This is a genomic window from Flavobacterium gelatinilyticum (assembly GCF_027111295.1).
GTDB classification, from domain to species: domain Bacteria; phylum Bacteroidota; class Bacteroidia; order Flavobacteriales; family Flavobacteriaceae; genus Flavobacterium; species Flavobacterium gelatinilyticum.
On the sequence record NZ_CP114287.1, the window covers coordinates 2,746,177 to 2,768,231 of the forward strand.

Consider the following 22,055-nt stretch of genomic DNA (forward strand, 5'->3'; position numbering starts at 1 on the left):
GTACAGCTTGACAAACAGTACGGCATTTTTTATTTTTACGTATATCTAAATCAAGTTAAAAATGAGCTTTTATTGGGTAAAAACTAATTCATTTATTAAAACGGTGTTTTCTAAATATTGCTGGGATATCCCAAACAATGAAAAGAAAATATACCTTACTTTTGATGATGGCCCTACCCCTGAAATTACTGACTGGGTTTTATCTGAATTGAAAAAGTTTGATGCAAAAGCCACTTTTTTCTGTATTGGAAAAAACATTAAAGCTAATTTATCTTTGTTTGAAAAACTAATCCGTGAAGGACATTCTATAGGAAACCATACTATGAATCACGTAAACGGGTGGAAACTTCAAACACAGGATTATGTTGAAAATGTTAAAAGCTGTGCTGCAGTTTTAGAAGAAGAATTCCATTCGAACCGTCTTATATTTCGTCCGCCATACGGAAAAATCAAAAAAGCACAATCTAAGATTCTCCGAAAACTAGGCTATAAGATTATTATGTGGGATGTTTTGAGCGCAGACTTTGATCAGTCTATAACTCCCGAAAAGTGTCTTGAAAACGTTACTAAAAACGTAAAGTCAGGAAGTGTAATTGTTTTTCATGACAGTGTAAAAGCATCTCCAAATTTAAAATTTGCTCTTCCTAAAACACTGCATTTCTTAAAAGAAAACGGATATAAGTTTGATATTATTCACTAAAAAAGAAACAATATCTTTTAGAAGTTTTATACATTAAACTGATCCTGAACGATTCCAATTATTGTATTCGCATCAAGTTCGCCGGACTGTCTCCAGATCATCTGTCCTTCTTTGTAAATCATTAAAGTAGGAAGGCCTTTAATTCGTAATGCCTCTGCCAGCTCCTGATTTTTATCGACATCTATTTTAATTACCTTCGCTTTATCGCCTAGAGCAGCCGCTACATCCTTAATTACCGGATGCATCAATACTGATGATTCGTTCCAATCTGTGTAGAAGTCAATTAACACTGGAACCTGAGCATTTATAAGTTCTCCAAATTTTGACATAAAACCAAAAATTTAATTCTTTAAATCTGTTATAAAAAGAGATAATTAATACAAATGTAGCATTTTTAACGAATTAAGCCACATTGTCACCCTTTTTTAGTTCAATTACCGTGATTTCCGGCATAATGCCAACACGTCCCGGATAGGCATGAAAACCAAATCCGCGGTTCACATACACATACCTTCCAGCCTCTTCATAAAGCCCTGCCCACTGTTTGTAAATGTATTGCGCAAGACTCCATTTAAAATATCCGGGAATCTCAATTCCAAACTGCATACCATGTGTATGACCGGATAAAGTTAAGTGAAAGTTTTTGGGGTGTTCTTTAACTTCATATTCCCAATGGCTTGGGTCATGACTCATTAAAACTTTAAAATCGTCTTTATGAAGATTTTCAGAAGCCTTGTTAAGATCTCCGGCTTTCTTAAAATTCATTCCCCAGTTTTCAACACCAACCAAAGCAATTTTATCATCGCCTTTGTGAATGTATTTGTTCTCATTTAATAACAAATCAAAACCTATTTTATTATACAGGTTTTTAATTTCTGCGAAATTTTCGTCTTTTTCGCTCTCAGAAGGCCAGGTCACATATTCGCCGTAATCATGATTGCCTAAAACAGCAAATTTTCCGTACTTATATTCTTTGATTCGGTTAAATGTTTCGAGCCACGGATGCATTTCCTTCGCATGCGTATTTACAATATCGCCGGTAAACAAAATCATGTCTGATTCCTGCTGATTAATCAGATCGATCGCATAATTTATCTTTTCAGGATTATCAAAACTCCCACTGTGAACATCTGAAATCTGGGTTATTTTAAAACCATCAAATTCATCCGGAAGATCCGGAAAAAATATCGTCTGCTTAATGACTTTGAAGTTATATTTCCCTTCAAGTATTCCGTAAATTATAGACAAAAACGGAACTGCGGCCAAACCAAGCGCCAGCTGGCTGACAAACTTTCGTCGGTCCGGCATCATTTCTTTTTTGGGAGCATGGTAAACAAAATAATTCATAATGCCCGCCCCTATTCTAAAAATGTCCTCGCTGAATAACACCAGTGTCATCACGATTTTTGGCACATAAATAAGCAGCATCAAACCTGTAGTAAACATGAATTGTCTGGTCTGCCCGACTGATCTGTCTACTTGAGAAAAAGAATATATAATGAATACTAAAAGCAGTACGCTGATAACCTGATAGGCTGTCAAAACCCATCTTAATTTTATTAAAGTGCGAAAGGCCTGGTAGGAATAGAACTCAATAAATAAAAAAAGAGCACACAGAATTACAAAACGAAGGATCATCTAATTTATAGTTTTAAACAAAGTAACAAAGAATGAAAATTCTATCGCTTTTTATTATCAAAAATTTAACTCAAATAGCAACAAAAGCTGATGAATTTCTCCATCAGCTTTTTGAGCAAAAATTATCCAAAACGTTTTTAATCTCTACAATCTTATTTCTGTCCTTTAGAGGCTTCCGGTTTAGCTGCTTCTACTTTTTTAGCTTTTTTGTCTGTTTTTTTCTCTTTTTTAGCCGTTTTAGCTTCTTTTACCGGAGCAGTTTGTGCTGGAGTTGTTTGCGCACTTACCATTGCTGCAGTTCCTAAAACTGCTGCAGTTAACATAATTAATTTTTTCATGATTTGTAAGTTTTATGATTTAGTATTTCATTTATTGTACACCAAAGATAGAATCGCAAAATGAAGACAAAATGAAGATTGAACTTATCTGAAAAAATTAACTTTTAATTGTGTTTTAGCTCATCTGGAAACAATAACGTGAAGGTTGTTCCTTCTTTCAAACAAGAGATAACCTTTATTTCTATATGATGAAAAACCGCTATACTTTTTGCTATGGCAAGTCCCAGCCCCTGCCCTTCCTGATCTGAACTGATCCTGGCAAAGCGATTGAATATATTTTCGATCTGAGATTCATTTAAACCTATACCAGAATCTGTTATCGAAATAAAATATTGATTCTGAATATAACCATCTGCAACCGTAATATTTCCGTTTGGCTTATTGTATTTTATGGCATTTGTTACCAGATTATAAATCAAAATATGAATCAGGGTTTTATTGCCTTTAAAAACAAAATCATGTTCCATTTTATTGATAAACTGAATCCCTTTATCTTCAATCCTGTCCTGTAAATCTTCCTGCAGATCTGTAATAAGCTCATGAAAATTAATTGATTCATTGAGTTCATATTGATTGTTTTCGATTCTGGAAATCAGCAGGAGATTATTGATGATTTTTTTGAGCATATCCAAAGTCTTTAATGAACCCGCAATTTTATCAACCGCATGATCATCTAAAGATTCGTTCTGCAATAAATTCTCCAGTTTGTTTTTCAATAGCGCGATAGGCGTTAAAAGTTCGTGCGAGACATTCGAAATAAACTGTTTTTCTTTTTTAAAAAGTTCTGCAATACGATCCATCATTTGATTTAAAACCAAATCCAGTTCTCTAAAATCCCTTGACTTTGCTTTTATAGGCGTATGATCAAAAACCTCAGGCTCGTTGACGCGCCTTATTTTAGTATCGATAATTTTGTAGAACGGCTTCAACAGATATTCTATATAAAAAGTATCAGCCAGAAAAGTGACCAAAAGAATTACTACCAAAACAATTATGATAAATAGTTTAATGATAAAAGTAAGGTCTTTTACTTCACTTAAACTGCTTCCTATTTCGAGTTTATAATCCTGATTTTCATAATTAAAATGATGCTGCAAAATTCTGTACTCATTTTCCTCCCCTTCAATAATCCGATATTCATTACTAAATGTTGTCTGCTTCTGATTGGGTTTAAAAGAACTTTTTGACAGCACTAAAAATTCACTGTGAAGCGTTGAAAACTGCGAATAGGTTTCGGTTGAATCATCTTCATTTTCAATAAAATCATTAATCTCCTGCTGATTCAGATGATCTATGAATTTCTTTTTCTTTTCAATTAACCCATTATTTATATGTCTGTAAACTACATTTTCGACCAATATGGGAAGCATCAGCCATAAAATCAAAATCACCAGCAATCTTGTCAGTGCATTAAAAATGGCTAATTGGTGCTTTATTTTCACAAGTACACTATTTATTCGTTAATACGATAACCAACATTACGAACGGTTTCGAACCAATCGATAGAAGTATGTTTGTCCAGTTTTTTTCGAAGGTTACGAACATGGACATCAATAAAATTAGAATCAGAATTCACTTCCAGGATATCTCCCCAAATGTGCTCTGTAAGCTGTAATCTTGTTATTACCCTGTTTTTATTAAGAACCAGATACTGAAAAATATCAAATTCTTTTTTTGTTAAGCTTATCGGCGTTTCAGCAAAGCTGACTTTATAATCCTGAAGCTGGAGCAAAAAGCCGTGAATACTTAAATTGTTTAAAGTAAAACCATGAATACGGCGAATAACCGCAAATAATCTGGCTGCAAGTTCTGTCAGAGCAAAAGGTTTTGTTAAATAATCATCGGCCCCAAGATGAAGCCCGTTGATTCGGTCATCCAATTCTCCTCTTGCTGTAAGCACAATGACTGCCATTTTTGACTTGGTTTTTCGAACTGTTTTCAAAACCTCAAAACCATCACCATCCGGTAATCCCAAATCGAGCAGCATAACATCATAATCATTACTGCCAAATTCCTCGAGAGCATCGGAGCAATTGTGCGTAATTTTACAAATATATCCTGCATTACACAGAAAATCATATACTTCGACAGCAAGTTCCTTATTGTCTTCAACAATTAAAACATTCATAAAAACAGCGTTTTAAGCACTGCTAAAATTAATCAATTATAAAAAATCCTGCTGTGCGTTATCAAAAAATTAACGAAACAAAAAAGCTGACAAATTTCTTCATCAGCCTTCTTCAATCGCATTCTCATAATCATTATTCCTGTTTTGTCTTCATTACCATGATTCCGAAAACAAAACGAGAACAATCACTATTTTTTCACTTTTGCAGTTTCTGTTTTCGCAGTTTCTGTTTTTGAAGCTTCACTTTTTTCTGATTTTGCTTTCTTATCAGATTTGTGTTTAGGATGTTTTGTTGCTTTTACTTCTTTTGCAGGAACTTCTTTTCCGTCTTTTGCAGGAAATGCATGAACCATCGCACTTGTTCCTAAAACTGCTACTAATAACATTACTAAATTTCTCATGATTTCTAAAGTTTAGAATTAATACCTTTTATTTTACAGATCAAAATTACCTTCGTAAAATGAAGAAAAAATGAAGAAACATCGTAACGGATAATTTTTAACGAGACATTAACGTTATGTCGCAATATCAAGAAGATGTACTTCGGTGCATGTCTACACACATATATGGTCAAACAAAATTAATTTTCAGAAACCAAATCGTTTTTTAAAACCCAATTGTTTATTTTTACAGACTAATATTTTTAATATGTCAACTCAAAAACGCCTTTTTCTTCTAGATGCTTATGCACTAATTTTTCGTGGTTATTATGCTTTTATAAAAAACCCGAGAATCAATTCAAAAGGAATGGATACATCTGCAATTATGGGTTTTATGAACTCATTACTGGATGTTATTAAAAGAGAAAAACCCGATCATTTAGCCGTTGCTTTCGATAAAGAAGGAAGCCAGGTAAGAACAGAAATGTTCGCAGAATATAAAGCCAATCGTGATGCAACACCCGAAGCAATTAAAATTGCTATTCCATACATTCAGGAATTATTAAAAGCTATGCATATTCCAATTATTGAAATGGCGGGCTGTGAGGCCGATGACTTAATTGGAACTATCGCCAAACAGGCAGAAAAACAAAACTATCAGGTTTTTATGGTAACGCCTGATAAGGATTTTGCGCAGTTGGTTTCTGAAAATATTTTCATGTACAAACCGGCCCGTATGGGTAACGGAATCGAAATCTGGGGTGTTCCTGAGGTTTTGGCAAAATTTGAAATTGAAAGACCGGAACAGGTTATCGATTTTCTTGGAATGATGGGGGATGCCGTAGATAATATCCCGGGATTACCGGGTGTGGGTGAAGTAACAGCCAAAAAATTCCTGAAGGAATTTGGCACCATGGAAAATCTTTTAGAAAATACTCATTTGCTAAAAGGTAAAATGAAAGAAAACATCGAAGCGAATAAAGAAAAAGGTATTCTGTCTAAAAAACTGGCTGCAATTATTACAGACTGCGATGTTGTTTTTAATGAAGTTGACTACGAACTTTCGCGTCCGGATATTGAAAAAACAGATGCTATTTTTCAGGAACTGGAGTTTAGAAGAATGGCAGAACAATTTGACAATTTGTTTAAAACAGACGGCACTCAAACTGCAGCTTCTGAAACTAAACCGGCTAAAAAAGCTGCTAAAAACGAAGATCAGTTTGATCTTTTTGGAAGCACTTCCGATGAAGATTCAGAAACACCAAGAACTTCTTTCTACAATACTTTAGAAGACACTGAACATTCTTATCAAACTGTTCAGGGTGATTTGGGAATTAAACTGCTTTTACAAAATTTACAAAAACAGACATCTGTTTGTTTTGATACTGAAACTACAGGAATCGATGCCCTGCATGCAGAACTGGTAGGTATGTCATTTTCTTATGAAAAAGGAAAAGCATTCTATGTTCCGTTTCCGGAAAGCCAGGAAGAAGCAAAAACTCTAATTGAAAAATTTGTTCCGTTTTTTGAAAATGAAAACATCGAGAAAATCGGGCAAAACTTAAAATACGACTTAAAAATCCTTTCTAATTATGGGGTAACGGTAAAAGGAAAACTTTTCGATACCATGATTGCGCATTATCTTATTAATCCGGATATGCGTCATAATATGGATATCCTGGCCGAAACGTATTTAAAATACTCCCCAAAATCTATTGAAACCTTAATTGGTAAAAAAGGAAAAAATCAGCTTTCAATGCGTGATGTTCCTTTGGAAGATATTAAAGAATACGCAGCTGAGGATGCAGATATTACGTTACAATTAAAAGAAATATTCACAACCGAATTAGATAAAACGGAAACAAAGAAGTTATTTGATGATATCGAGATCCCATTAGTAAGCGTTTTAGCTGACATGGAAACAGAAGGTATCCGTCTGGATGTTGAGTTTTTAAAAGAAATGTCAACAGAAATGGATGTCGAAATCAAATCTCTTGAGCAAAAAATATATGAAACAGCCGGAGAAAAATTCAATCTGGCTTCTCCAAAGCAATTAGGAGATATCTTATTCGACAAATTAAAAATTGGCGGGGCAAAACAAAAGAAAACCAAAACCGGTCAATACGCAACCGGCGAGGAAGTTTTGACATATTTAGCAAACGACAATCCAATAGTAAAAGATATTCTGGACTGGCGCCAAATGGTAAAACTTCAAAGTACTTACATTTTGGCTTTACCGGAACAGGTTGATAAAAAAACATTGCGTGTTCATACCGATTATATGCAGACAGTTGCCGCAACGGGTCGTTTAAGTTCTAATAATCCGAACTTACAAAACATCCCGATTCGTACCGAAAGAGGTCGTCAGATTCGTAAAGCCTTCGTAGCACGCGATGAAAACCATACTTTAATCTCTGCCGATTACTCGCAGATTGAATTACGAATTATTGCAGCTCTAAGCGGTGAAGAAAACATGATTAAAGCTTTCCAAAACGGAGAAGATATTCACAGAGCAACCGCAGCAAAGGTTTTCGATGTTGCTTTAGAAGAAGTTTCACGCGAACAGAGAAGCAATGCCAAAACCGTAAACTTCGGAATTATCTATGGTGTTTCTGCTTTTGGATTGAGTAACCAGACTTCACTTTCAAGAAGCGAAAGCGCCGCTTTGATCGATGCGTATTACAAAACATATCCTCGCCTTAAATCTTATATTTCAGAACAAGTTGAATTTGCTCGCGAAAAAGGATATGTGCAAACCATTTTAGGCCGCCGCCGTTATTTAAAAGATATCAATTCTGCCAATGCCGTAGTAAGAGGCGCTGCAGAACGAAATGCTGTAAATGCACCTATTCAGGGAAGCGCTGCAGACGTAATTAAAATTGCGATGATTAACATTCATAAAAAACTTCGCGACGAAAACTGGAAATCAAGAATGCTGCTGCAGGTGCATGATGAGCTTGTGTTCGATGTTCACAACGATGAACTCGAAAAAATCCAGCCTATGATTAAACATGAAATGGAAAATGCTTTTAAAATGTCCGTTCCTTTAGAAGTTGAACTTGGTTTAGGAAAAGACTGGCTTGAAGCGCATTAATAATAATTTTACTCAAAAAACGTATTTCTTCGGGAATACGTTTTTTTTACTTCCTGCATAAAAACTAAAATGAGACAAAAATTAACAAAGTACAGCCTTGCAGCAATAACCATCTTATTCTTAGTTTACAAAGTGAATCTTGAGTTCGCTTTAGGCATTGATACTTTTTTTGTAAACAGTCTGCCTTCTAAAAAATTACCCGCCGAATTTCTCAATTATAAAAATTTATCCCAAGTTAAAAACTTTAGCAATCATGATGTAATACTGTTTAATAAAAACAGTTGGGATTACCCCAGCAGCAGCTGTCTGGTACTTGAAGTTTCTAAAGAACAAATTATAGTTAAAATTATCGACAAAAAAGAACCGTATGATCATGGAGGCGGAAACACGGGGCAAAATTTTTTCAACACAGTTTTTAAAATGGATACTTCCGGGAACATTCTGGACACTCTTAATTTTAAAACTTCTACGTCAAATGAATCCGATTTTGGCGACACCTTTTTACTAAACAAACAAATCGTAAACAAAGACCTGTTATTTTATCAAACCTGGCCAACTGACGGAAATAAAGCAAAAAAGAATTTTATACCTGTAAATAAAGATTTAACATGGAATCAGGAAAAATTATTAAAATATTACCGTGAGACTATATTGCCTAATTGTGTTTACTTGGATAACTTTTATGCATGGAGAGATTCTTCAATACCAGCTGATAAAAAATCATCTGTATTATATTTTGCTTACAATGACTGGTATGTAATGTATGGTATACCTAATGAAATTTTTAAAGATGTCCTAAATCAAAAGAAAAAAATCATTAATGAAAATCTACTTAATAAGATTCCCTCCGAAAGAATCGTATTTAAGCACTTTCAAAAATTAGATTATAATTCAAATGTTATGGGAAGAACTCAGAGCAATGATACTTACACCTACTATTATTGGAACGCTGTTGCTTATATCAATATTCTTTTTAAAAAAGACACGTTAAAATTTAAAAAAGAAGATGTTTTTATAAGTGATTATGACACTAACAAAAAATCAATATATAGCACCGTAAAAGACACACCAAAAGAATTAGAAAAAAGTTTAAGATTAGGATATGCATTTTATACTAATCCTTTCCTAAAATTTACATTGATACATGACAAAGAAAAGGGGCGTTTGTACCTTATTAAGAAAATAGAATAATGCCTTAAAAACAAAAAACCATCAGTTTCTGCTGATGGTTTTTTTATATTTCTATTTTTTTCGAGTCGATTCTCTTTCTTTCAATTTTGTTTTGATAACAATCGTCTCATAATCAGAAACTGTTCCTTCCGGCTCTTCCAATCTCTCGATTAATCTTTTTGCCGCAACTTCTCCAATTTCAACACCATGCTGGCTTACCGTTGTTAAACTTGGTGATAATCGTCTTGATGCCAGAATACCATCTGCAAAACCAATTATCGAAATATCTTCCGGTACTCTGAATCCTTTTTTAAGACTTACCCTTAATGCCGCAACTGAATCATTTTCGTCCAGGGCAAAAATTCCGTCAATTTTATGATCAAAAAGAGAATCAATTTTAGCTTTCATATCCTCTTCTGAATCTGTACGAAGAATGATTTTTTCGTTTATTGGAATATTATTGTCTTTTAAAGCTTTTAAATAACCTTCTGTCCTAAGTTTCCCAACACTTATATTGTCTACAGAAGAAATCAGGGCAATATTTTTACAGCCTAAATCGATCAAATGCTGTGTTGAGTTTAAAGCCGAATCAAAATCATCTACTACCACTTTATCACAGTCAACTCCATCAGCGATACGATCGAACATTACAATCGGCGTTCCGTCATTGATAATTTCAGAAAAATGACTGTACTCCTCCAGTTTTTGTGCTTCCTGAGAAACAGAAAGAATAAAACCATCAATTGTTCCGTTACTTAACATCTCAAGGGTATGAACTTCTTTTTCTAAAGATTCATTAGAAATACAGGTAATTACATTATAACCTTTTTTATCAGCTACCTTCTCGATACCGCTAAAAACCTTAGCAAAAAAGGAATTTAATATATTAGGTATAATTACACCGATCGTTTTAGTCTTACGATTCTTCAAATTCAGACCAATAACATTCGGCTTATAATTTTTGAGTTTGGCATACTCTTTAATCTTCACCTTTGTTTGCTCACTAATTTCCGGACTGTCATTCAATGCTTTAGATACAGTCGAAACCGAAACACCAAGTTCCTTCGCAATTTGTTTTAGAGTTGCTTTAGCTTTCATCCAATTGAATTTTATGTAATTAATACAAATATAGTAGAATTACCTAAAATAAAACAAAAAGACCTACTAGTATTTAAAAATATCACGTCTTTTCGAAAAAATGCAAAAATATACCCCTGTTTTTAAAACCGCTCTTACTAAAATTTCGTTAATAACTGAATACATGTTATTTAACCTAAAAAACTTGATTATGAAAAACGAAGTTAAGATTCATGAAGCTGACCCTTCACTGAATAGCAGAAGGAGCTTTCTAAAGCTCAGTGGGCTGACGCTGGTTACCGCAGGTTTGGTTATGGCTGGCTGCAGCGATAATGATAATGATAATGATGATAATAATATGGAGGACAACTCCTTACCCGGAATAAAGAATGGTGTTTTTGATTTAGGTTCCGGTGACTTTGGCGTACTAACCTATGCTTATGCCTTAGAGCAGCTGGAAGCCGACTTTTATACTAAAGTTGTGAATGCCTCAAACTTTAATACCGTATTTAATGATATCGAACGTCAAGTTCTGACGGATTTATACCATCACGAAGTAGTACACAGAGATTTTTTTAAAGCAGCGCTTAGTGCCTCGCTTCCGGATCCGGGCACACAACTGCTTCCGTCTTTAGCCTTTAATTACGGCTCATTAAACTTTAACAGCCGCACAGAAGTTCTCGCTACTGCAAAAGCACTCGAAGATACCGGAGTCGCCGCTTACAACGGAGCAGGAAGATTAATTAAAACTCCCGATTACTTATTACTGGCAGGAAAAATTGTTTCTGTCGAAGCCCGTCACGCTTCTGCGATACGCAGTTTGATAAATCCTAATTCTAAAGATTTTGCCGGAGACGATATTGTCAGCACTTCAACCGGATTAGATGCTGCGAAAGATCCTTCTAAAATCCTGCCTGTTGCTGCTGGATTTATTACCACAAAATTCACGGCAAAATACCTTCCTTAATAGTAACTGATAAAACCTGGAAATTATGAATATTTTAAAATTTATAGAAACTTTTACCGACGACAGCTTAATGTCGGCACACGGATCAAGAAGAGACAGTTTCACGCAGTTTGGAAACATAGGAAGAAATTTAGCACTGGCTTCAATTCCTTTTGGATTATCTGCCCTGACCGGTAAAGCATTTGCAAAAGACATTACAGCAACACCTGCAACTCCAATTGGCGCTTTGCAGTTTGCACTAACTCTAGAATATCTCGAAAATGAATTTTATGCCATGGCATTGGACTCAGGTGTTATTCCTGCATCTGAAAATGGCGGACGGGATTTAAAAGTTTTTCAGCAGATCGCAGCACACGAAGCAGATCATGTTTCATTTTTAATAGCTGGATTGGGCGGCACAATGAGTGCTAATTTTGTCCCGAAACCTACTTTTGACTTTACTGTAGGCGGTGCATTTGATCCTTTTAATGACTACCCAACCTTTTTAGCCCTGGCACAGGCTTTTGAAGACACAGGAGTAAGAGCTTATAAAGGTCAAGCGGCAAATTTAATTTCGGCACCGGATTTATTAACCGCTGCTTTGCAGATTCATTCCGTTGAAGCCCGCCACGCCTCTGAGGTACGAAGACTGCGCGGTCTGAAAGGCTGGATTTCTAACGCAGAAAGAGGCGCAGGAATGCCGGCAGCCACACAGGCTGTTTATGACGGCGAAGGCGTAACCATGCAGGCAGGATATAACACAGCCAGTTTATTTGGCGCTGCAGCCGGATCTGAGGCATACGACGAACCGCTTACAACACAGCAAGTAGTCGATATTGCCAATATATTTATTGTTTAATATAAAAATAATTTCAAATTACCGGACCATCTTTGCGTTATTGTAAAGATGGTTTTTTTATGATTTTAAAAATAAAAACTGAGAGCCTGATTTTCAGTATTTAAAATATTCTTTTCAGGTATTTGGTTTTAAAATAATTAATTGTACTTTTGCATCCCCTTTATTGGGGATGGAATGTTTAATTAAAATAATATTATGGACGCATTAAGCTACAAAACAGTTTCGGCAAACAAAGGCACTGTAACTAAAGAGTGGATTGTTGTTGACGCTGAAGGTCATAACTTAGGACGTCTTGCTTCAAAGGTTGCTATGATCTTAAGAGGTAAGTACAAACCAAGTTACACACCGCACGTTGACTGTGGAGATAACGTAATTGTTATCAACTCAGAAAAAATTAACCTTACAGGTACAAAATTGAATGACAAAATTTACATGCGTCATACAGGTTACCCAGGAGGACAAAGAACTTTAACTGCTAAAGTATTGCAATCTAAAAACCCTGCATTATTAGTAGAAAAAGCTGTAAAAGGTATGTTACCTAAAAACAAATTAGGAGCTGAACTTTTTAGAAATCTAAATGTTGTTGTAGGATCTGAGCACACTCACGGAGCTCAAAAACCTAGAACTGTTAACCTAAATGATCTTAAGTAATGGGAGTTATTCACAAAATCGGTAGAAGAAAAACCGCTGTTGCACGTGTTTACGTTTCTGAAGGAACTGGAAACATCACTGTAAACAAAAAAGAATTCGCAACTTACTTTCCAACTGCAACTTTACAGTACAAAGTTTTACAGCCATTGTCTATGACAGAAAACGTAAACAACTTTGACGTAAAAGTAAACGTTTACGGAGGTGGTACAACTGGTCAGGCAGAAGCTGTAAGAATGGCATTAGCACGCGTAATGTGTGAAGTTAACGCTGAAAACAGAGGAATCCTTAAACCAGAAGGTTTATTAACAAGAGACCCTAGAATGGTTGAACGTAAGAAATTCGGTCAGAAGAAAGCTCGTAAGAGATTCCAGTTCTCTAAACGTTAATATTACCTGCCTTGTTCAGATGGGACAAGACATTATCAATTATTTATTGAAATTAAAAAACACAGTTATTGTTGCTCTCCTATCGAGGTAGGATATAGTTTAGCATCTAAATGGGTTGAGACCGAAAGGAGAAAGTCTGAAAGTCATAAAGCTTAAAGCCAAAAGCATATTGCCTGAAGCTAAAAGTTCAAAACACATTGCTAATCAACAGAACGTAAACTAGTACAAAAATGGCAAACAAAATAGAAGTAAAAGAATTACTAGAAGCAGGTGTTCACTTCGGACACATGACTAGAAAATGGGATCCAAATATGGCTCCTTACATTTATATGGAACGTAATGGTATTCACATTATCAATCTATATAAAACTGCAGCTAAAATCGAAGAAGCTAACGAAGCTTTGAAAAAAATCGCTGCATCAGGTAGAAAAATTTTATTCGTAGCTACCAAAAAACAAGCAAAAGACATCGTTGCTGATAAAGCAAAAGCTGCAAACATGCCTTACATCACTGAAAGATGGCCAGGTGGAATGTTGACTAACTTCGTAACTATCAGAAAGGCAGTTAAAAAAATGTCTTCTATCGATAAAATGAAGAAAGATGGTACTTTCAACACTTTATCTAAAAAAGAGCGTTTACAAGTTGATCGTCTACGTGCTAAATTAGAGAAAAACTTAGGTTCAATTGCTGATATGTCTAGACTGCCTGCAGCATTGTTCGTAGTAGATATCAAAGCTGAACACATCGCAATAAAAGAAGCTCAAAAATTAAACATTCCAGTTTTCGCAATGGTTGATACGAATTCTGACCCAAGAGAGGTTGATTACGTGATTCCTGCAAATGATGACGCTTCTAAATCAATTGACAAAATTTTATCTTTAGTGACTACTGCAGTAATCGAAGGTCTTTCTGACAGAGGTGCTGAAAAAGAAGTTGAAGCTGCTGAAGAAGCTCCTGCTGTTGAAGCTGAAGCTCCTGCAACTGAAACTGAAGAATAAATCAAATTTTAAATTCCAAATTTTAAATTCCAAAGTCCAAAACAAAATTAAAAACGTTATGTTGATAATTTAATAAAATTGGATTTTGGGATTTAAAAGATGGAATTTTTTACTTTTAACATTAAAAAATCAAAATATTATGTCAACAATTACTGCTGCAGACGTAAATAAATTAAGACAATCTACAGGTGCCGGAATGATGGACTGTAAAAAAGCTTTAGTTGAAGCTGAAGGAGATTTCGATAAAGCAATCCAAATCCTTAGAGAAAAAGGACAAAAAGTTGCTGCTAACCGTTCTGACCGTGAGTCTTCTGAAGGAGCTGCTGTTTCTTTTATCAATGCTGACAACACTAAAGGAGCTATCCTTACTTTAAACTGCGAAACTGACTTCGTAGGTAAAAATGAGGCTTTCGTAACTTTAGCTAAAGATTTAGTTGAAAGAGCTATCAATTTCTCTTCTAAAGAAGATTTCTTAGCTTCTGACTTCAACGGAATTACAGTTGCTGAAAAATTAATCGAGCAAACTGGAGTTATCGGTGAGAAAATCGAAATCGGTGGTTTCGAAATTTTAGAAGGTGCTTTCGTTGGATCTTACGTTCACGTAAACAAAATTGCTGCTTTAACTGCAATTTCTGCTCCAATCGCTAACGCTGAGACTTTAACAAAAGACATCTCTATGCAAGTTGCTTCTATGGGAGCTGATACATTATCTTACAAAGATTTTGATCCTGCTTTCGTTGAATCTGAACTTGCTGCTCGTATTGCTGTAATTGAAAAAGATAATGAAGAAGCTGCACGTTTAGGAAAAACTTTAAAAAATGTTCCTAAATACATCTCTTTCTCTCAATTAACTCCTGAAGTTATCAAACAAGCAGAAGAAGATGCTAAAGCTGAATTAAAAGCTGAAGGAAAACCAGAGCAAATCTGGGATAAAATTCTTCCAGGAAAAGTTCAACGTTTCATTTCTGACAACACTACTTTAGATCAGGAAAAAGCTTTACTTGATCAAAACTTCATCAAAGATGACAGTAAAAAAGTTGGTGATTACGTAAAAGGATTCAACGTTGAAATTACAGGTTTCAAAAGAGTTACTTTAGGTTAATATATTATTTTCAATATTAAAAAGCCCGAATATTTAGTTATTCGGGCTTTTTTTATTTCATTTTAGCTTTCAACAGGAAAGTTTCTTGCTCGCATCAATGCATCAGATTTTGGAGCATGACCCCTAAAATTCTCATACATTTCTTCGTTATCAATCGTATTTCCTACACTTAAAACTGTTTTATAAAGACGCTCAGAAACATTCTTGTCAAATGGCCCGCCGGCTTCCAGAAAAGCCTCATAAGCATCGGCATTAATCACATCTGCCCACAAATAACTGTAATATCCTGCCGCATATCCATCACTCGAAAATATATGTGCAAACTGCGGTATTCTATGGCGCATTACAATTTCTGATGGCATATTGATTTCGCTTAAGACTTTCTTTTCAAATTTATCAGGATCAATTGTTTCGGTTGTCAGATGCAGTTTCATATCAACAAACGAACTTGAAATCGTTTCTACTGTTGCAAAACCTTCATTAAAATTGGCTGCTTTTCCAATTCTTTCTACCAACGATTGAGACAAAGGTTCGTTTGTTTTATAATGAAGCGCAAATTTATTCAAAACCTCAGGAGCTGCCAGCCAATGTTCTAATAACTGAGAAGGAAACTCCACATAATCTCTCGCAACCGAAGTTCCCGAAAGGCTAGGATACGTTACATTAGAACATAACCCGTGCAGGGCATGTCCAAACTCATGAAATAATGTTGCAGCATCATCCCACGAAATTAAAACTGCTTCGTCACCGCTTCCTTTTATAAAATTGCAGTTATTTGACACAATTGGAAGAACTTTTCCGTTTATTTTCTGCTGATCGCGATGTGAATTCATCCACGCTCCGGAACGCTTGCCAACGCGCGCGTATGGGTCAAAATACCACAAACCAATTGCTTCTCCTGTATTTTTATTGTTTACTTCCCAAACACGAACATCAGGATGATAAACCGGAATGTCAAATAATTGCTTAAAGCCTAAATCAAACAATTCCCCCGCTGTCCAGAACATTCCTTCGCGTAAATTTTCTAACTGCAGATACTGCTTGATTTCATTTTGATCTAAATCGTATTTTGCTTTACGCACTTTTTCGGCATAAAAACGGTAATCCCAAGGCTGAATCTTAAAATTTCCTCCTTCATTATCCACCATTTCCTGCATCGCCGAAACATCATTTTTAACTTTATCAACAGCAGGTTTCCATACAGAATGCATTAAATCTAAAGTTTTCTGCGGCTCTTTTGCCATTTTATCAGACAAGCTCCATTCTGCAAAATTAGCAAACCCTAATATCTTTGCTTTTTCTGCTCTTAATCGTAAAATTGAAACCAATGTTTCATTTGTATCATTTTCGTTCTTGTTATCGCCTCGTTTCACGAAAACATCAAAAGCTTTTTCTCTTAAACTTCTTTGATTTGAAAAAGTCAGAAACGGTTCAATTGAAGACCTTGTATTTCCAATACATCCCAGAACACTCAAATTTCTTTCTCTGGCCTCGGCAATAGCGGCATTTTTAAATTCTTCCGGAAGACCTTCAAAATCAGTTTCCGTTTTCAATTCCAGATACTGATCATTTTCTTCTGCTAACAGCTTCTGGCTGAAAAGCGTAAAAAATCCTGCCAGTTCCTGATTAATTCGGGCAACTTTTTCTTTATCTTCTACACTCAGCTCCGCTCCTTCTTTTACAAAATGAGAATAATAAACCCAAAGCAGACGCTGCTGTTCGTTAGTCAGTTTTTTACTTTCACCTGATTTGTACAACGCTTCGATTCGAGAAAACAGCTTCCCGTTTTGGTATAATTTATCACTAATTTCAGCCAGTTTTGGAGACATTTCTGTATCAACAACATTAAATTCCGGATTGCTTAAATTAGATCTGTATATTCCGTAAACGGCATTAATGCGGTTTAGTTTTTCACCCGATAGTTCCAGCGCAGTAATAGTATTTTCAAATGTGGGTTCTGCGGCGTTATTGGCAATTGCTTCTATTTCATTTAGTTTTTCCTGAATGGCAGATTCGATTGCAGGTTTAAAATCTGAAATTTTATATTTTGTAAAATCCGGCACGCCTCCATAAGGTCCTGACCATCGCTGAAGCAGCGGATTATCGAAATTCGTTTGTTTTTCCATATTACATATCAATTAAATTCTGCACGTCTTTTTCTTTTTAAAACAACGACAGATTACCCAAAATTAACCAATACTTCGCAAACTTCAAATCAGGTCATAAAGATTAATCTATTTCTAAGATTTGAATAAATAGCTTAAATTTGAAACATCATTTAGCACATCATATGTTTAAAACCCGAAAAGAAATCGTCTTTGTAATTTTATCCGGAATATTTATAACCAATGCCGTTGTGGCAGAACTTATTGGAGGAAAACTAATTCAGATTGGTCCTTTTGTAATGAGTATCGGAATCCTGCCCTGGCCAATTGTTTTTTTAACTACGGATTTAATCAATGAATATTTTGGCGAAAAAGGCGTAAAAAAACTTTCTTTTATAACAGCTTGTTTAATTGCTTATGCTTTTATTATACTTTTTATGGCCATTACGATTCCGGCAGCAAAAGGAATAAGCCCTGTTGACGACAATCAGTTTGAAGCCGTTTTTGGCCAAAGCATGTGGATTATAGTAGGAAGTTTAATTGCTTTTATGGCATCACAGCTTATTGATGTCTGGATATTCTGGTTCTTCAAAAACAGAACAGGTGAAAAGAAAATATGGCTCAGAGCAACCGGTTCAACCGTAATTTCGCAGTTGTTTGATTCGTTTATTGTGCTCGGAATTGCTTTTTGGCTTCCGGGAAAAATTGACTTTGACACTTTTATATCTTCGGGATTAGTTGGCTACACATTCAAACTGGCAATTGCAATTTTATTGACTCCTGCCATTTATTTAGGACATTATTTAATTAAAAAATATCTGGAAAAAGACAATCTTCAAAACAACAAAGAACATTTACAAAAATGAGAAACTATAAAATATACTTTTTAGTAATCATTGTATGTTTTGTAAGCTGTTCTAAAGATTCAAAAAAGCAAATATTAGAAGTCACAAATGAGATTTCAAACAAAATAGAAAGTATTTCCGAAAGCACTGTTGAGACTGTAAAAGAGTATAAAAATTCGATTGTAGATAAAATTGCAACAACCGAGGTTCCTGTCGAAAATACAGTTGTTTTAAAAGACAGTATTATTGAAAAGAAAATCGAAAACGAAAAATTTTTAGGGATCACCTATTTCAAAAATTTTATTGCAGAATGCAAAACCGGAGAGACTTTAACTCAAAAAGAACTGATTGAAAACCATAATATTCCTGCGGATGGAATAAAACTAATAAAGAGCATTACCAAAACAGCCGAAGATGAAATTGAAATAAAATGGAAATCAACGTGGTTTATTGAAAAAATTTCGGATGCGAAATTTACCGATGCAAAAATAAAATTCAAGTTTGAAGCCAATAAAATGTATACTTCCGGAAATGCAATAGGAATTAAGTACAAAAAGAAAATCTATACTGATCTAATCATAATTGGAACAAAAGCGTATATACCGAGCGTAAAAGGTTATCACTGGAAAATTGGAAAATGATGGAAGACAAAATTAGATGCAGCTGGTGTACAGCAAGTGATTTATACAAAAAATACCATGATGAAGAATGGGGCGTTCCGGTTTATGACGACCCAACTTTATTCGAATTTTTAATTCTTGAAACTTTTCAAGCTGGATTGAGCTGGATCACGATTTTAAACAAAAGAGAAAATTTCAGAGCCGCTTTTGATTATTTCGATTATAAAAAAATGGCTGATTATTCTGAAGATAAAATCGAAGAATTAATGCAGAACACTGGAATTATTCGGAACAAATTAAAAATTAAAGCTGCCGTTTCAAACGCTCAGGCATTTATGAAGGTTCAGGAAGAATTTGGAACTTTCTCTGATTATATCTGGAAATATACTGATGGAAAACCTATCATAAATAATCTGAAAAATTCAAAAGATGCTCCGGCCACTACTCCGCTATCAGATGAAATCAGCAAAGATTTAAAAAAACGCGGCTTCAAATTTGTCGGTTCAACCGTTATCTACGCTCACATGCAGGCAACCGGAATGGTCAATGATCATACGGAAGACTGCTGGACGAGAATAAAGTAATTTTTTGTTTCAGGTTTCAGGTTTCAGGTTATATTGCGACTGAAATACGAATGAAAAATTCGCCCTGCCAACAACTTGAAACCTGAAACATGAAACTTTTTTAAACTTCCAAACAAAAATTTTCTATATTTGCTTCACACTTTAGGGGTGTCTACAACTTGTAGGCTGAGATTTTACCCTCTGAACCTGATCTAGTTCATACTAGCGTAGGGAAAAGTAAGATGACTTCTTAAACGCATTTCTATGCGTTATTGTAGCCATTCCTATTGTGTATCTATACACTAAACTCAAAAAGGAATGGAACTAAAAATCAATCAACAAACCAAAAAATTCAATGCTGAATCGCTAAGCGTTCAATCATTGCTCGATCTCGAAATTCCGCAAAAACAAAACGGAATCGCCGTTGCTGTCAACAATACCGTTGTTCCAAAAACCAAATGGAACGAATTCTTCGTACACGAAACCGATGATATTTTGATTATTTCTGCTACGCAGGGCGGTTAAATTTCAATATAAAAATTCCAATTCCCATACTGTGCGTAGACGGACTGCAGTGCGTCTCTACATCTCACATTTTACATCTCACATTTTACAAAATACAAGCTATGACAAACGAAGAACAAATATCCAGAACCCCGTTTCCGAATTCTAAAAAAGTATATATCGACGGAGAAATTCATCCAATAAAAGTAGCCATGCGCGAAATTGCTTTGAGCGACACCAAACTTTCAAATGGCGGCATTGAGAAAAACCCGCCCGTAACTGTTTACGATACTTCGGGCGCTTACACAGATCCGAATATTGAAATTGATATTAGAAAAGGTTTGCCACGCTTACGCGAAAGCTGGATTCTAGACCGAAATGATGTTGAAATTCTAGACGAAATAACTTCAGATTATGGCTTAAGCCGATTGAAAGATGAAAGTCTAAACCATCTTCGATTTGAATATTTACATCAGCCAAAACGTGCCAAAAAAGATGCAAACGTAACACAATTGTATTACGCTAAACAAGGAATCATCACTCCGGAAATGGAATATATAGCGATTCGTGAAAACCAGCGCATCGAACTTTTAAACGAACAGACCAGCGCCATGCAATGTCAGCATGACGGAAACAGCTTTGGTGCAAATACGCCAAAAAATAGAATCACTCCAGAGTTTGTTCGTTCTGAAGTAGCCTGCGGAAGAGCTATTATTCCAAATAACATCAATCACCCAGAAAGCGAACCCATGATTGTAGGGCGTAATTTCTTGGTAAAAATTAACGCCAATATCGGAAACAGCGCCGTGACTTCAAGTATCGAAGAAGAAGTTGAAAAAGCCGTTTGGGCCTGTCGCTGGGGAGCTGACACGATTATGGATTTATCAACCGGGAAAAACATTCACGAAACCAGAGAATGGATTATTCGAAATTCTCCCGTTCCAATTGGCACCGTTCCCATTTATCAGGCATTAGAAAAAGTAAAAGGAATTGCCGAAGATTTAACTTGGGAAATTTTCCGTGACACTTTGATTGAGCAGGCAGAACAAGGTGTTTCGTATTTCACTATTCACGCCGGAGTTTTACTTCGTTACATCCATTTAACCGCCAATCGTGTTACCGGAATCGTTTCCCGAGGCGGATCTATCATGGCAAAATGGTGTTTATTTCATCATAAAGAAAACTTCCTGTACACGCATTTTGAAGAAATCTGCGAGATTATGAAACAATATGATGTCGCTTTTTCTTTAGGAGATGGTTTACGTCCAGGCTCGATTGCCGATGCTAATGACGCCGCACAATTTGCCGAATTAGAAACTTTAGGCGAATTGACAAAAATCGCTTGGAAACACGATGTTCAGGTTTTTATTGAAGGCCCGGGACACGTTCCGATGCACATGATTAAAGAAAACATGGACAAACAATTAGAACACTGCCACGAAGCTCCGTTTTACACTTTAGGGCCTTTAACTACTGATATTGCGCCAGGTTACGATCATATTACTTCGGCAATTGGTGCCGCTATGATTGGCTGGTATGGCTGTGCAATGCTGTGTTATGTTACGCCAAAAGAACATTTAGGTTTACCGAATAAAAAAGACGTGAAAGACGGTGTAATCACGTATAAAATTTCTGCTCATGCTGCCGACTTGGCAAAAGGTCATCCGGGAGCGCAGTATCGCGATAATGCTTTGAGTAAAGCCCGTTTCGAATTCCGTTGGGAAGACCAGTTTAATTTGGCTTTAGATCCAGATACAGCGAGAGAATTTCACGATGAAACACTTCCTGCCGATGGCGCAAAAGTGGCACATTTCTGTTCGATGTGCGGGCCAAAATTCTGCTCTATGAAAATATCGCAGGAAATCAGGGATGTCGCTGCTGCAGAAAAAGGGATGCAGGAGAAATCAGAGGAATTTATTGAGCAGGGGAAAGAGATTTATATATAGTGAGA

22 protein-coding genes and 1 riboswitch are annotated in these 22,055 nt (G+C 35.6%); of the genes, 14 read left to right on the forward strand and 8 right to left on the reverse strand.

Going from position 1 to position 22,055, the window contains the following annotated elements; genetic code table 11:
- Positions 1 to 61 precede the first annotated feature (61 nt).
- The gene (locus OZP11_RS11605; RefSeq protein WP_281235361.1) at positions 62 to 700 is read left to right on the forward strand and encodes a polysaccharide deacetylase family protein; all 639 of its coding nucleotides are present in this window, start codon (positions 62 to 64) and stop codon (positions 698 to 700) included.
- Positions 701 to 726: 26 nt separating this feature from the next.
- Here OZP11_RS11605 and OZP11_RS11610 read toward each other — a convergent pair whose 3' ends face one another.
- From OZP11_RS11610 to OZP11_RS11635, 6 genes are all read right to left on the reverse strand, one after another.
- Positions 727 to 1,029 carry a thioredoxin family protein gene (locus tag OZP11_RS11610; RefSeq protein WP_281235362.1) on the reverse strand — a complete coding sequence of 101 codons (303 nt, stop codon included), beginning with the start codon at positions 1,027 to 1,029 and terminating at the stop codon, positions 727 to 729.
- A 73-nt stretch (positions 1,030 to 1,102) separates the two neighbouring features.
- Positions 1,103 to 2,338 carry a metallophosphoesterase gene (locus OZP11_RS11615; protein ID WP_281235363.1) on the reverse strand — a complete coding sequence of 412 codons (1,236 nt, stop codon included), beginning with the start codon at positions 2,336 to 2,338 and terminating at the stop codon, positions 1,103 to 1,105.
- Between the two features lie 152 nt (positions 2,339 to 2,490).
- Complete coding sequence (locus OZP11_RS11620) at positions 2,491 to 2,676, reverse strand: hypothetical protein (RefSeq protein ID WP_281235364.1); 186 nt, start codon at positions 2,674 to 2,676, stop codon at positions 2,491 to 2,493.
- A gap of 104 nt (positions 2,677 to 2,780) precedes the next feature.
- Complete coding sequence (locus OZP11_RS11625) at positions 2,781 to 4,118, reverse strand: sensor histidine kinase (RefSeq protein ID WP_281235365.1); 1,338 nt, start codon at positions 4,116 to 4,118, stop codon at positions 2,781 to 2,783.
- An 11-nt stretch (positions 4,119 to 4,129) separates the two neighbouring features.
- Positions 4,130 to 4,804, reverse strand: a complete 675-nt coding sequence (locus OZP11_RS11630) for a response regulator transcription factor (RefSeq protein WP_281235366.1) — start codon at positions 4,802 to 4,804, stop codon at positions 4,130 to 4,132.
- 188 nt (positions 4,805 to 4,992) lie between these two features.
- Complete coding sequence (locus OZP11_RS11635) at positions 4,993 to 5,205, reverse strand: hypothetical protein (protein WP_281235367.1); 213 nt, start codon at positions 5,203 to 5,205, stop codon at positions 4,993 to 4,995.
- A gap of 247 nt (positions 5,206 to 5,452) precedes the next feature.
- On the opposite strand from OZP11_RS11635, the gene polA reads away from it, so the two are divergent.
- On the forward strand, positions 5,453 to 8,278 hold the full coding sequence (gene polA, locus OZP11_RS11640; RefSeq protein WP_281235368.1) for a DNA polymerase I: 2,826 nt from the start codon (positions 5,453 to 5,455) through the stop codon (positions 8,276 to 8,278).
- Positions 8,279 to 8,347: 69 nt separating this feature from the next.
- Positions 8,348 to 9,469 carry a hypothetical protein gene (locus OZP11_RS11645; RefSeq protein ID WP_281235369.1) on the forward strand — a complete coding sequence of 374 codons (1,122 nt, stop codon included), beginning with the start codon at positions 8,348 to 8,350 and terminating at the stop codon, positions 9,467 to 9,469.
- 51 nt (positions 9,470 to 9,520) lie between these two features.
- Here the strand turns inward: OZP11_RS11645 and OZP11_RS11650 are convergent, their stop codons facing one another.
- Complete coding sequence (locus tag OZP11_RS11650; RefSeq protein WP_281235370.1) at positions 9,521 to 10,546, reverse strand: LacI family DNA-binding transcriptional regulator; 1,026 nt, start codon at positions 10,544 to 10,546, stop codon at positions 9,521 to 9,523.
- 190 nt (positions 10,547 to 10,736) lie between these two features.
- On the opposite strand from OZP11_RS11650, the gene OZP11_RS11655 reads away from it, so the two are divergent.
- The 6 genes from OZP11_RS11655 to tsf all read left to right on the forward strand — a co-directional run bounded on the left by OZP11_RS11655 (position 10,737) and on the right by tsf (position 15,467).
- Entirely contained in the window at positions 10,737 to 11,492 is a 756-nt protein-coding gene (locus tag OZP11_RS11655) for a ferritin-like domain-containing protein (RefSeq protein ID WP_281235371.1), read from the forward strand.
- 25 nt (positions 11,493 to 11,517) lie between these two features.
- Positions 11,518 to 12,330 carry a ferritin-like domain-containing protein gene (locus OZP11_RS11660; protein WP_281235372.1) on the forward strand — a complete coding sequence of 271 codons (813 nt, stop codon included), beginning with the start codon at positions 11,518 to 11,520 and terminating at the stop codon, positions 12,328 to 12,330.
- A gap of 195 nt (positions 12,331 to 12,525) precedes the next feature.
- Positions 12,526 to 12,981, forward strand: a complete 456-nt coding sequence (rplM, locus tag OZP11_RS11665; RefSeq protein WP_281235373.1) for a 50S ribosomal protein L13 — start codon at positions 12,526 to 12,528, stop codon at positions 12,979 to 12,981.
- Positions 12,981 to 13,367, forward strand: a complete 387-nt coding sequence (gene rpsI / locus OZP11_RS11670; protein ID WP_012023687.1) for a 30S ribosomal protein S9 — start codon at positions 12,981 to 12,983, stop codon at positions 13,365 to 13,367. Before rplM ends, rpsI begins: the two co-directional genes overlap by 1 nt.
- Positions 13,368 to 13,597: 230 nt before the next feature.
- The gene (rpsB, locus tag OZP11_RS11675; RefSeq protein WP_111367996.1) at positions 13,598 to 14,365 is read left to right on the forward strand and encodes a 30S ribosomal protein S2; all 768 of its coding nucleotides are present in this window, start codon (positions 13,598 to 13,600) and stop codon (positions 14,363 to 14,365) included.
- Between the two features lie 139 nt (positions 14,366 to 14,504).
- Positions 14,505 to 15,467 carry a translation elongation factor Ts gene (gene tsf / locus OZP11_RS11680; RefSeq protein ID WP_281235374.1) on the forward strand — a complete coding sequence of 321 codons (963 nt, stop codon included), beginning with the start codon at positions 14,505 to 14,507 and terminating at the stop codon, positions 15,465 to 15,467.
- Between the two features lie 62 nt (positions 15,468 to 15,529).
- On the opposite strand, the gene OZP11_RS11685 is transcribed toward tsf, so the two are convergent.
- Positions 15,530 to 17,593: a M3 family metallopeptidase gene (locus OZP11_RS11685; protein ID WP_281235375.1), complete on the reverse strand. Its 2,064-nt coding sequence runs from the start codon at positions 17,591 to 17,593 to the stop codon at positions 15,530 to 15,532.
- A gap of 164 nt (positions 17,594 to 17,757) precedes the next feature.
- Between OZP11_RS11685 and OZP11_RS11690 the strand changes: the two genes are divergently transcribed.
- The 5 genes from OZP11_RS11690 (at position 17,758) to thiC (ending at position 22,050) form a co-directional block, all read left to right on the forward strand.
- A complete protein-coding gene (locus tag OZP11_RS11690; RefSeq protein WP_281235522.1) occupies positions 17,758 to 18,438 on the forward strand; it encodes a queuosine precursor transporter in 681 nt (226 codons plus the stop codon).
- Positions 18,435 to 19,058, forward strand: a complete 624-nt coding sequence (locus tag OZP11_RS11695; RefSeq protein WP_281235376.1) for a hypothetical protein — start codon at positions 18,435 to 18,437, stop codon at positions 19,056 to 19,058. The genes OZP11_RS11690 and OZP11_RS11695 overlap by 4 nt, the downstream gene beginning before the upstream one ends.
- Positions 19,058 to 19,621, forward strand: a complete 564-nt coding sequence (locus OZP11_RS11700) for a DNA-3-methyladenine glycosylase I (protein WP_281235523.1) — start codon at positions 19,058 to 19,060, stop codon at positions 19,619 to 19,621. The genes OZP11_RS11695 and OZP11_RS11700 overlap by 1 nt, the downstream gene beginning before the upstream one ends.
- A 133-nt stretch (positions 19,622 to 19,754) precedes the next feature.
- Positions 19,755 to 19,851, forward strand: a riboswitch (TPP riboswitch).
- A 67-nt stretch (positions 19,852 to 19,918) separates the two neighbouring features.
- On the forward strand, positions 19,919 to 20,125 hold the full coding sequence (thiS, locus tag OZP11_RS11705) for a sulfur carrier protein ThiS (protein WP_281235377.1): 207 nt from the start codon (positions 19,919 to 19,921) through the stop codon (positions 20,123 to 20,125).
- 101 nt (positions 20,126 to 20,226) lie between these two features.
- Positions 20,227 to 22,050 carry a phosphomethylpyrimidine synthase ThiC gene (thiC, locus tag OZP11_RS11710; RefSeq protein WP_281235378.1) on the forward strand — a complete coding sequence of 608 codons (1,824 nt, stop codon included), beginning with the start codon at positions 20,227 to 20,229 and terminating at the stop codon, positions 22,048 to 22,050.
- Positions 22,051 to 22,055: the final 5 nt, after the last annotated feature.

Excerpts from the sequence above, each read along its gene's own strand:
- OZP11_RS11605 (WP_281235361.1), top strand. The coding sequence starts at position 62 with ATGAGCTTTTATTGGGTAAAAACTAATTCATTTATTAAAACGGTGTTT.
- OZP11_RS11610 (WP_281235362.1), bottom strand. The coding sequence starts at position 1,029 with ATGTCAAAATTTGGAGAACTTATAAATGCTCAGGTTCCAGTGTTAATT.
- OZP11_RS11615 (WP_281235363.1), bottom strand. The coding sequence starts at position 2,338 with ATGATCCTTCGTTTTGTAATTCTGTGTGCTCTTTTTTTATTTATTGAG.
- OZP11_RS11620 (WP_281235364.1), bottom strand. The coding sequence starts at position 2,676 with ATGAAAAAATTAATTATGTTAACTGCAGCAGTTTTAGGAACTGCAGCA.
- OZP11_RS11630 (WP_281235366.1), bottom strand. The coding sequence starts at position 4,804 with ATGAATGTTTTAATTGTTGAAGACAATAAGGAACTTGCTGTCGAAGTA.
- OZP11_RS11635 (WP_281235367.1), bottom strand. The coding sequence starts at position 5,205 with ATGAGAAATTTAGTAATGTTATTAGTAGCAGTTTTAGGAACAAGTGCG.
- polA (WP_281235368.1), top strand. The coding sequence starts at position 5,453 with ATGTCAACTCAAAAACGCCTTTTTCTTCTAGATGCTTATGCACTAATT.
- OZP11_RS11645 (WP_281235369.1), top strand. The coding sequence starts at position 8,348 with ATGAGACAAAAATTAACAAAGTACAGCCTTGCAGCAATAACCATCTTA.
- OZP11_RS11650 (WP_281235370.1), bottom strand. The coding sequence starts at position 10,546 with ATGAAAGCTAAAGCAACTCTAAAACAAATTGCGAAGGAACTTGGTGTT.
- OZP11_RS11655 (WP_281235371.1), top strand. The coding sequence starts at position 10,737 with ATGAAAAACGAAGTTAAGATTCATGAAGCTGACCCTTCACTGAATAGC.
- OZP11_RS11660 (WP_281235372.1), top strand. The coding sequence starts at position 11,518 with ATGAATATTTTAAAATTTATAGAAACTTTTACCGACGACAGCTTAATG.
- rplM (WP_281235373.1), top strand. The coding sequence starts at position 12,526 with ATGGACGCATTAAGCTACAAAACAGTTTCGGCAAACAAAGGCACTGTA.
- rpsI (WP_012023687.1), top strand. The coding sequence starts at position 12,981 with ATGGGAGTTATTCACAAAATCGGTAGAAGAAAAACCGCTGTTGCACGT.
- rpsB (WP_111367996.1), top strand. The coding sequence starts at position 13,598 with ATGGCAAACAAAATAGAAGTAAAAGAATTACTAGAAGCAGGTGTTCAC.
- tsf (WP_281235374.1), top strand. The coding sequence starts at position 14,505 with ATGTCAACAATTACTGCTGCAGACGTAAATAAATTAAGACAATCTACA.
- OZP11_RS11685 (WP_281235375.1), bottom strand. The coding sequence starts at position 17,593 with ATGGAAAAACAAACGAATTTCGATAATCCGCTGCTTCAGCGATGGTCA.
- OZP11_RS11690 (WP_281235522.1), top strand. The coding sequence starts at position 17,758 with ATGTTTAAAACCCGAAAAGAAATCGTCTTTGTAATTTTATCCGGAATA.
- OZP11_RS11695 (WP_281235376.1), top strand. The coding sequence starts at position 18,435 with ATGAGAAACTATAAAATATACTTTTTAGTAATCATTGTATGTTTTGTA.
- OZP11_RS11700 (WP_281235523.1), top strand. The coding sequence starts at position 19,058 with ATGGAAGACAAAATTAGATGCAGCTGGTGTACAGCAAGTGATTTATAC.
- thiS (WP_281235377.1), top strand. The coding sequence starts at position 19,919 with ATGGAACTAAAAATCAATCAACAAACCAAAAAATTCAATGCTGAATCG.
- thiC (WP_281235378.1), top strand. The coding sequence starts at position 20,227 with ATGACAAACGAAGAACAAATATCCAGAACCCCGTTTCCGAATTCTAAA.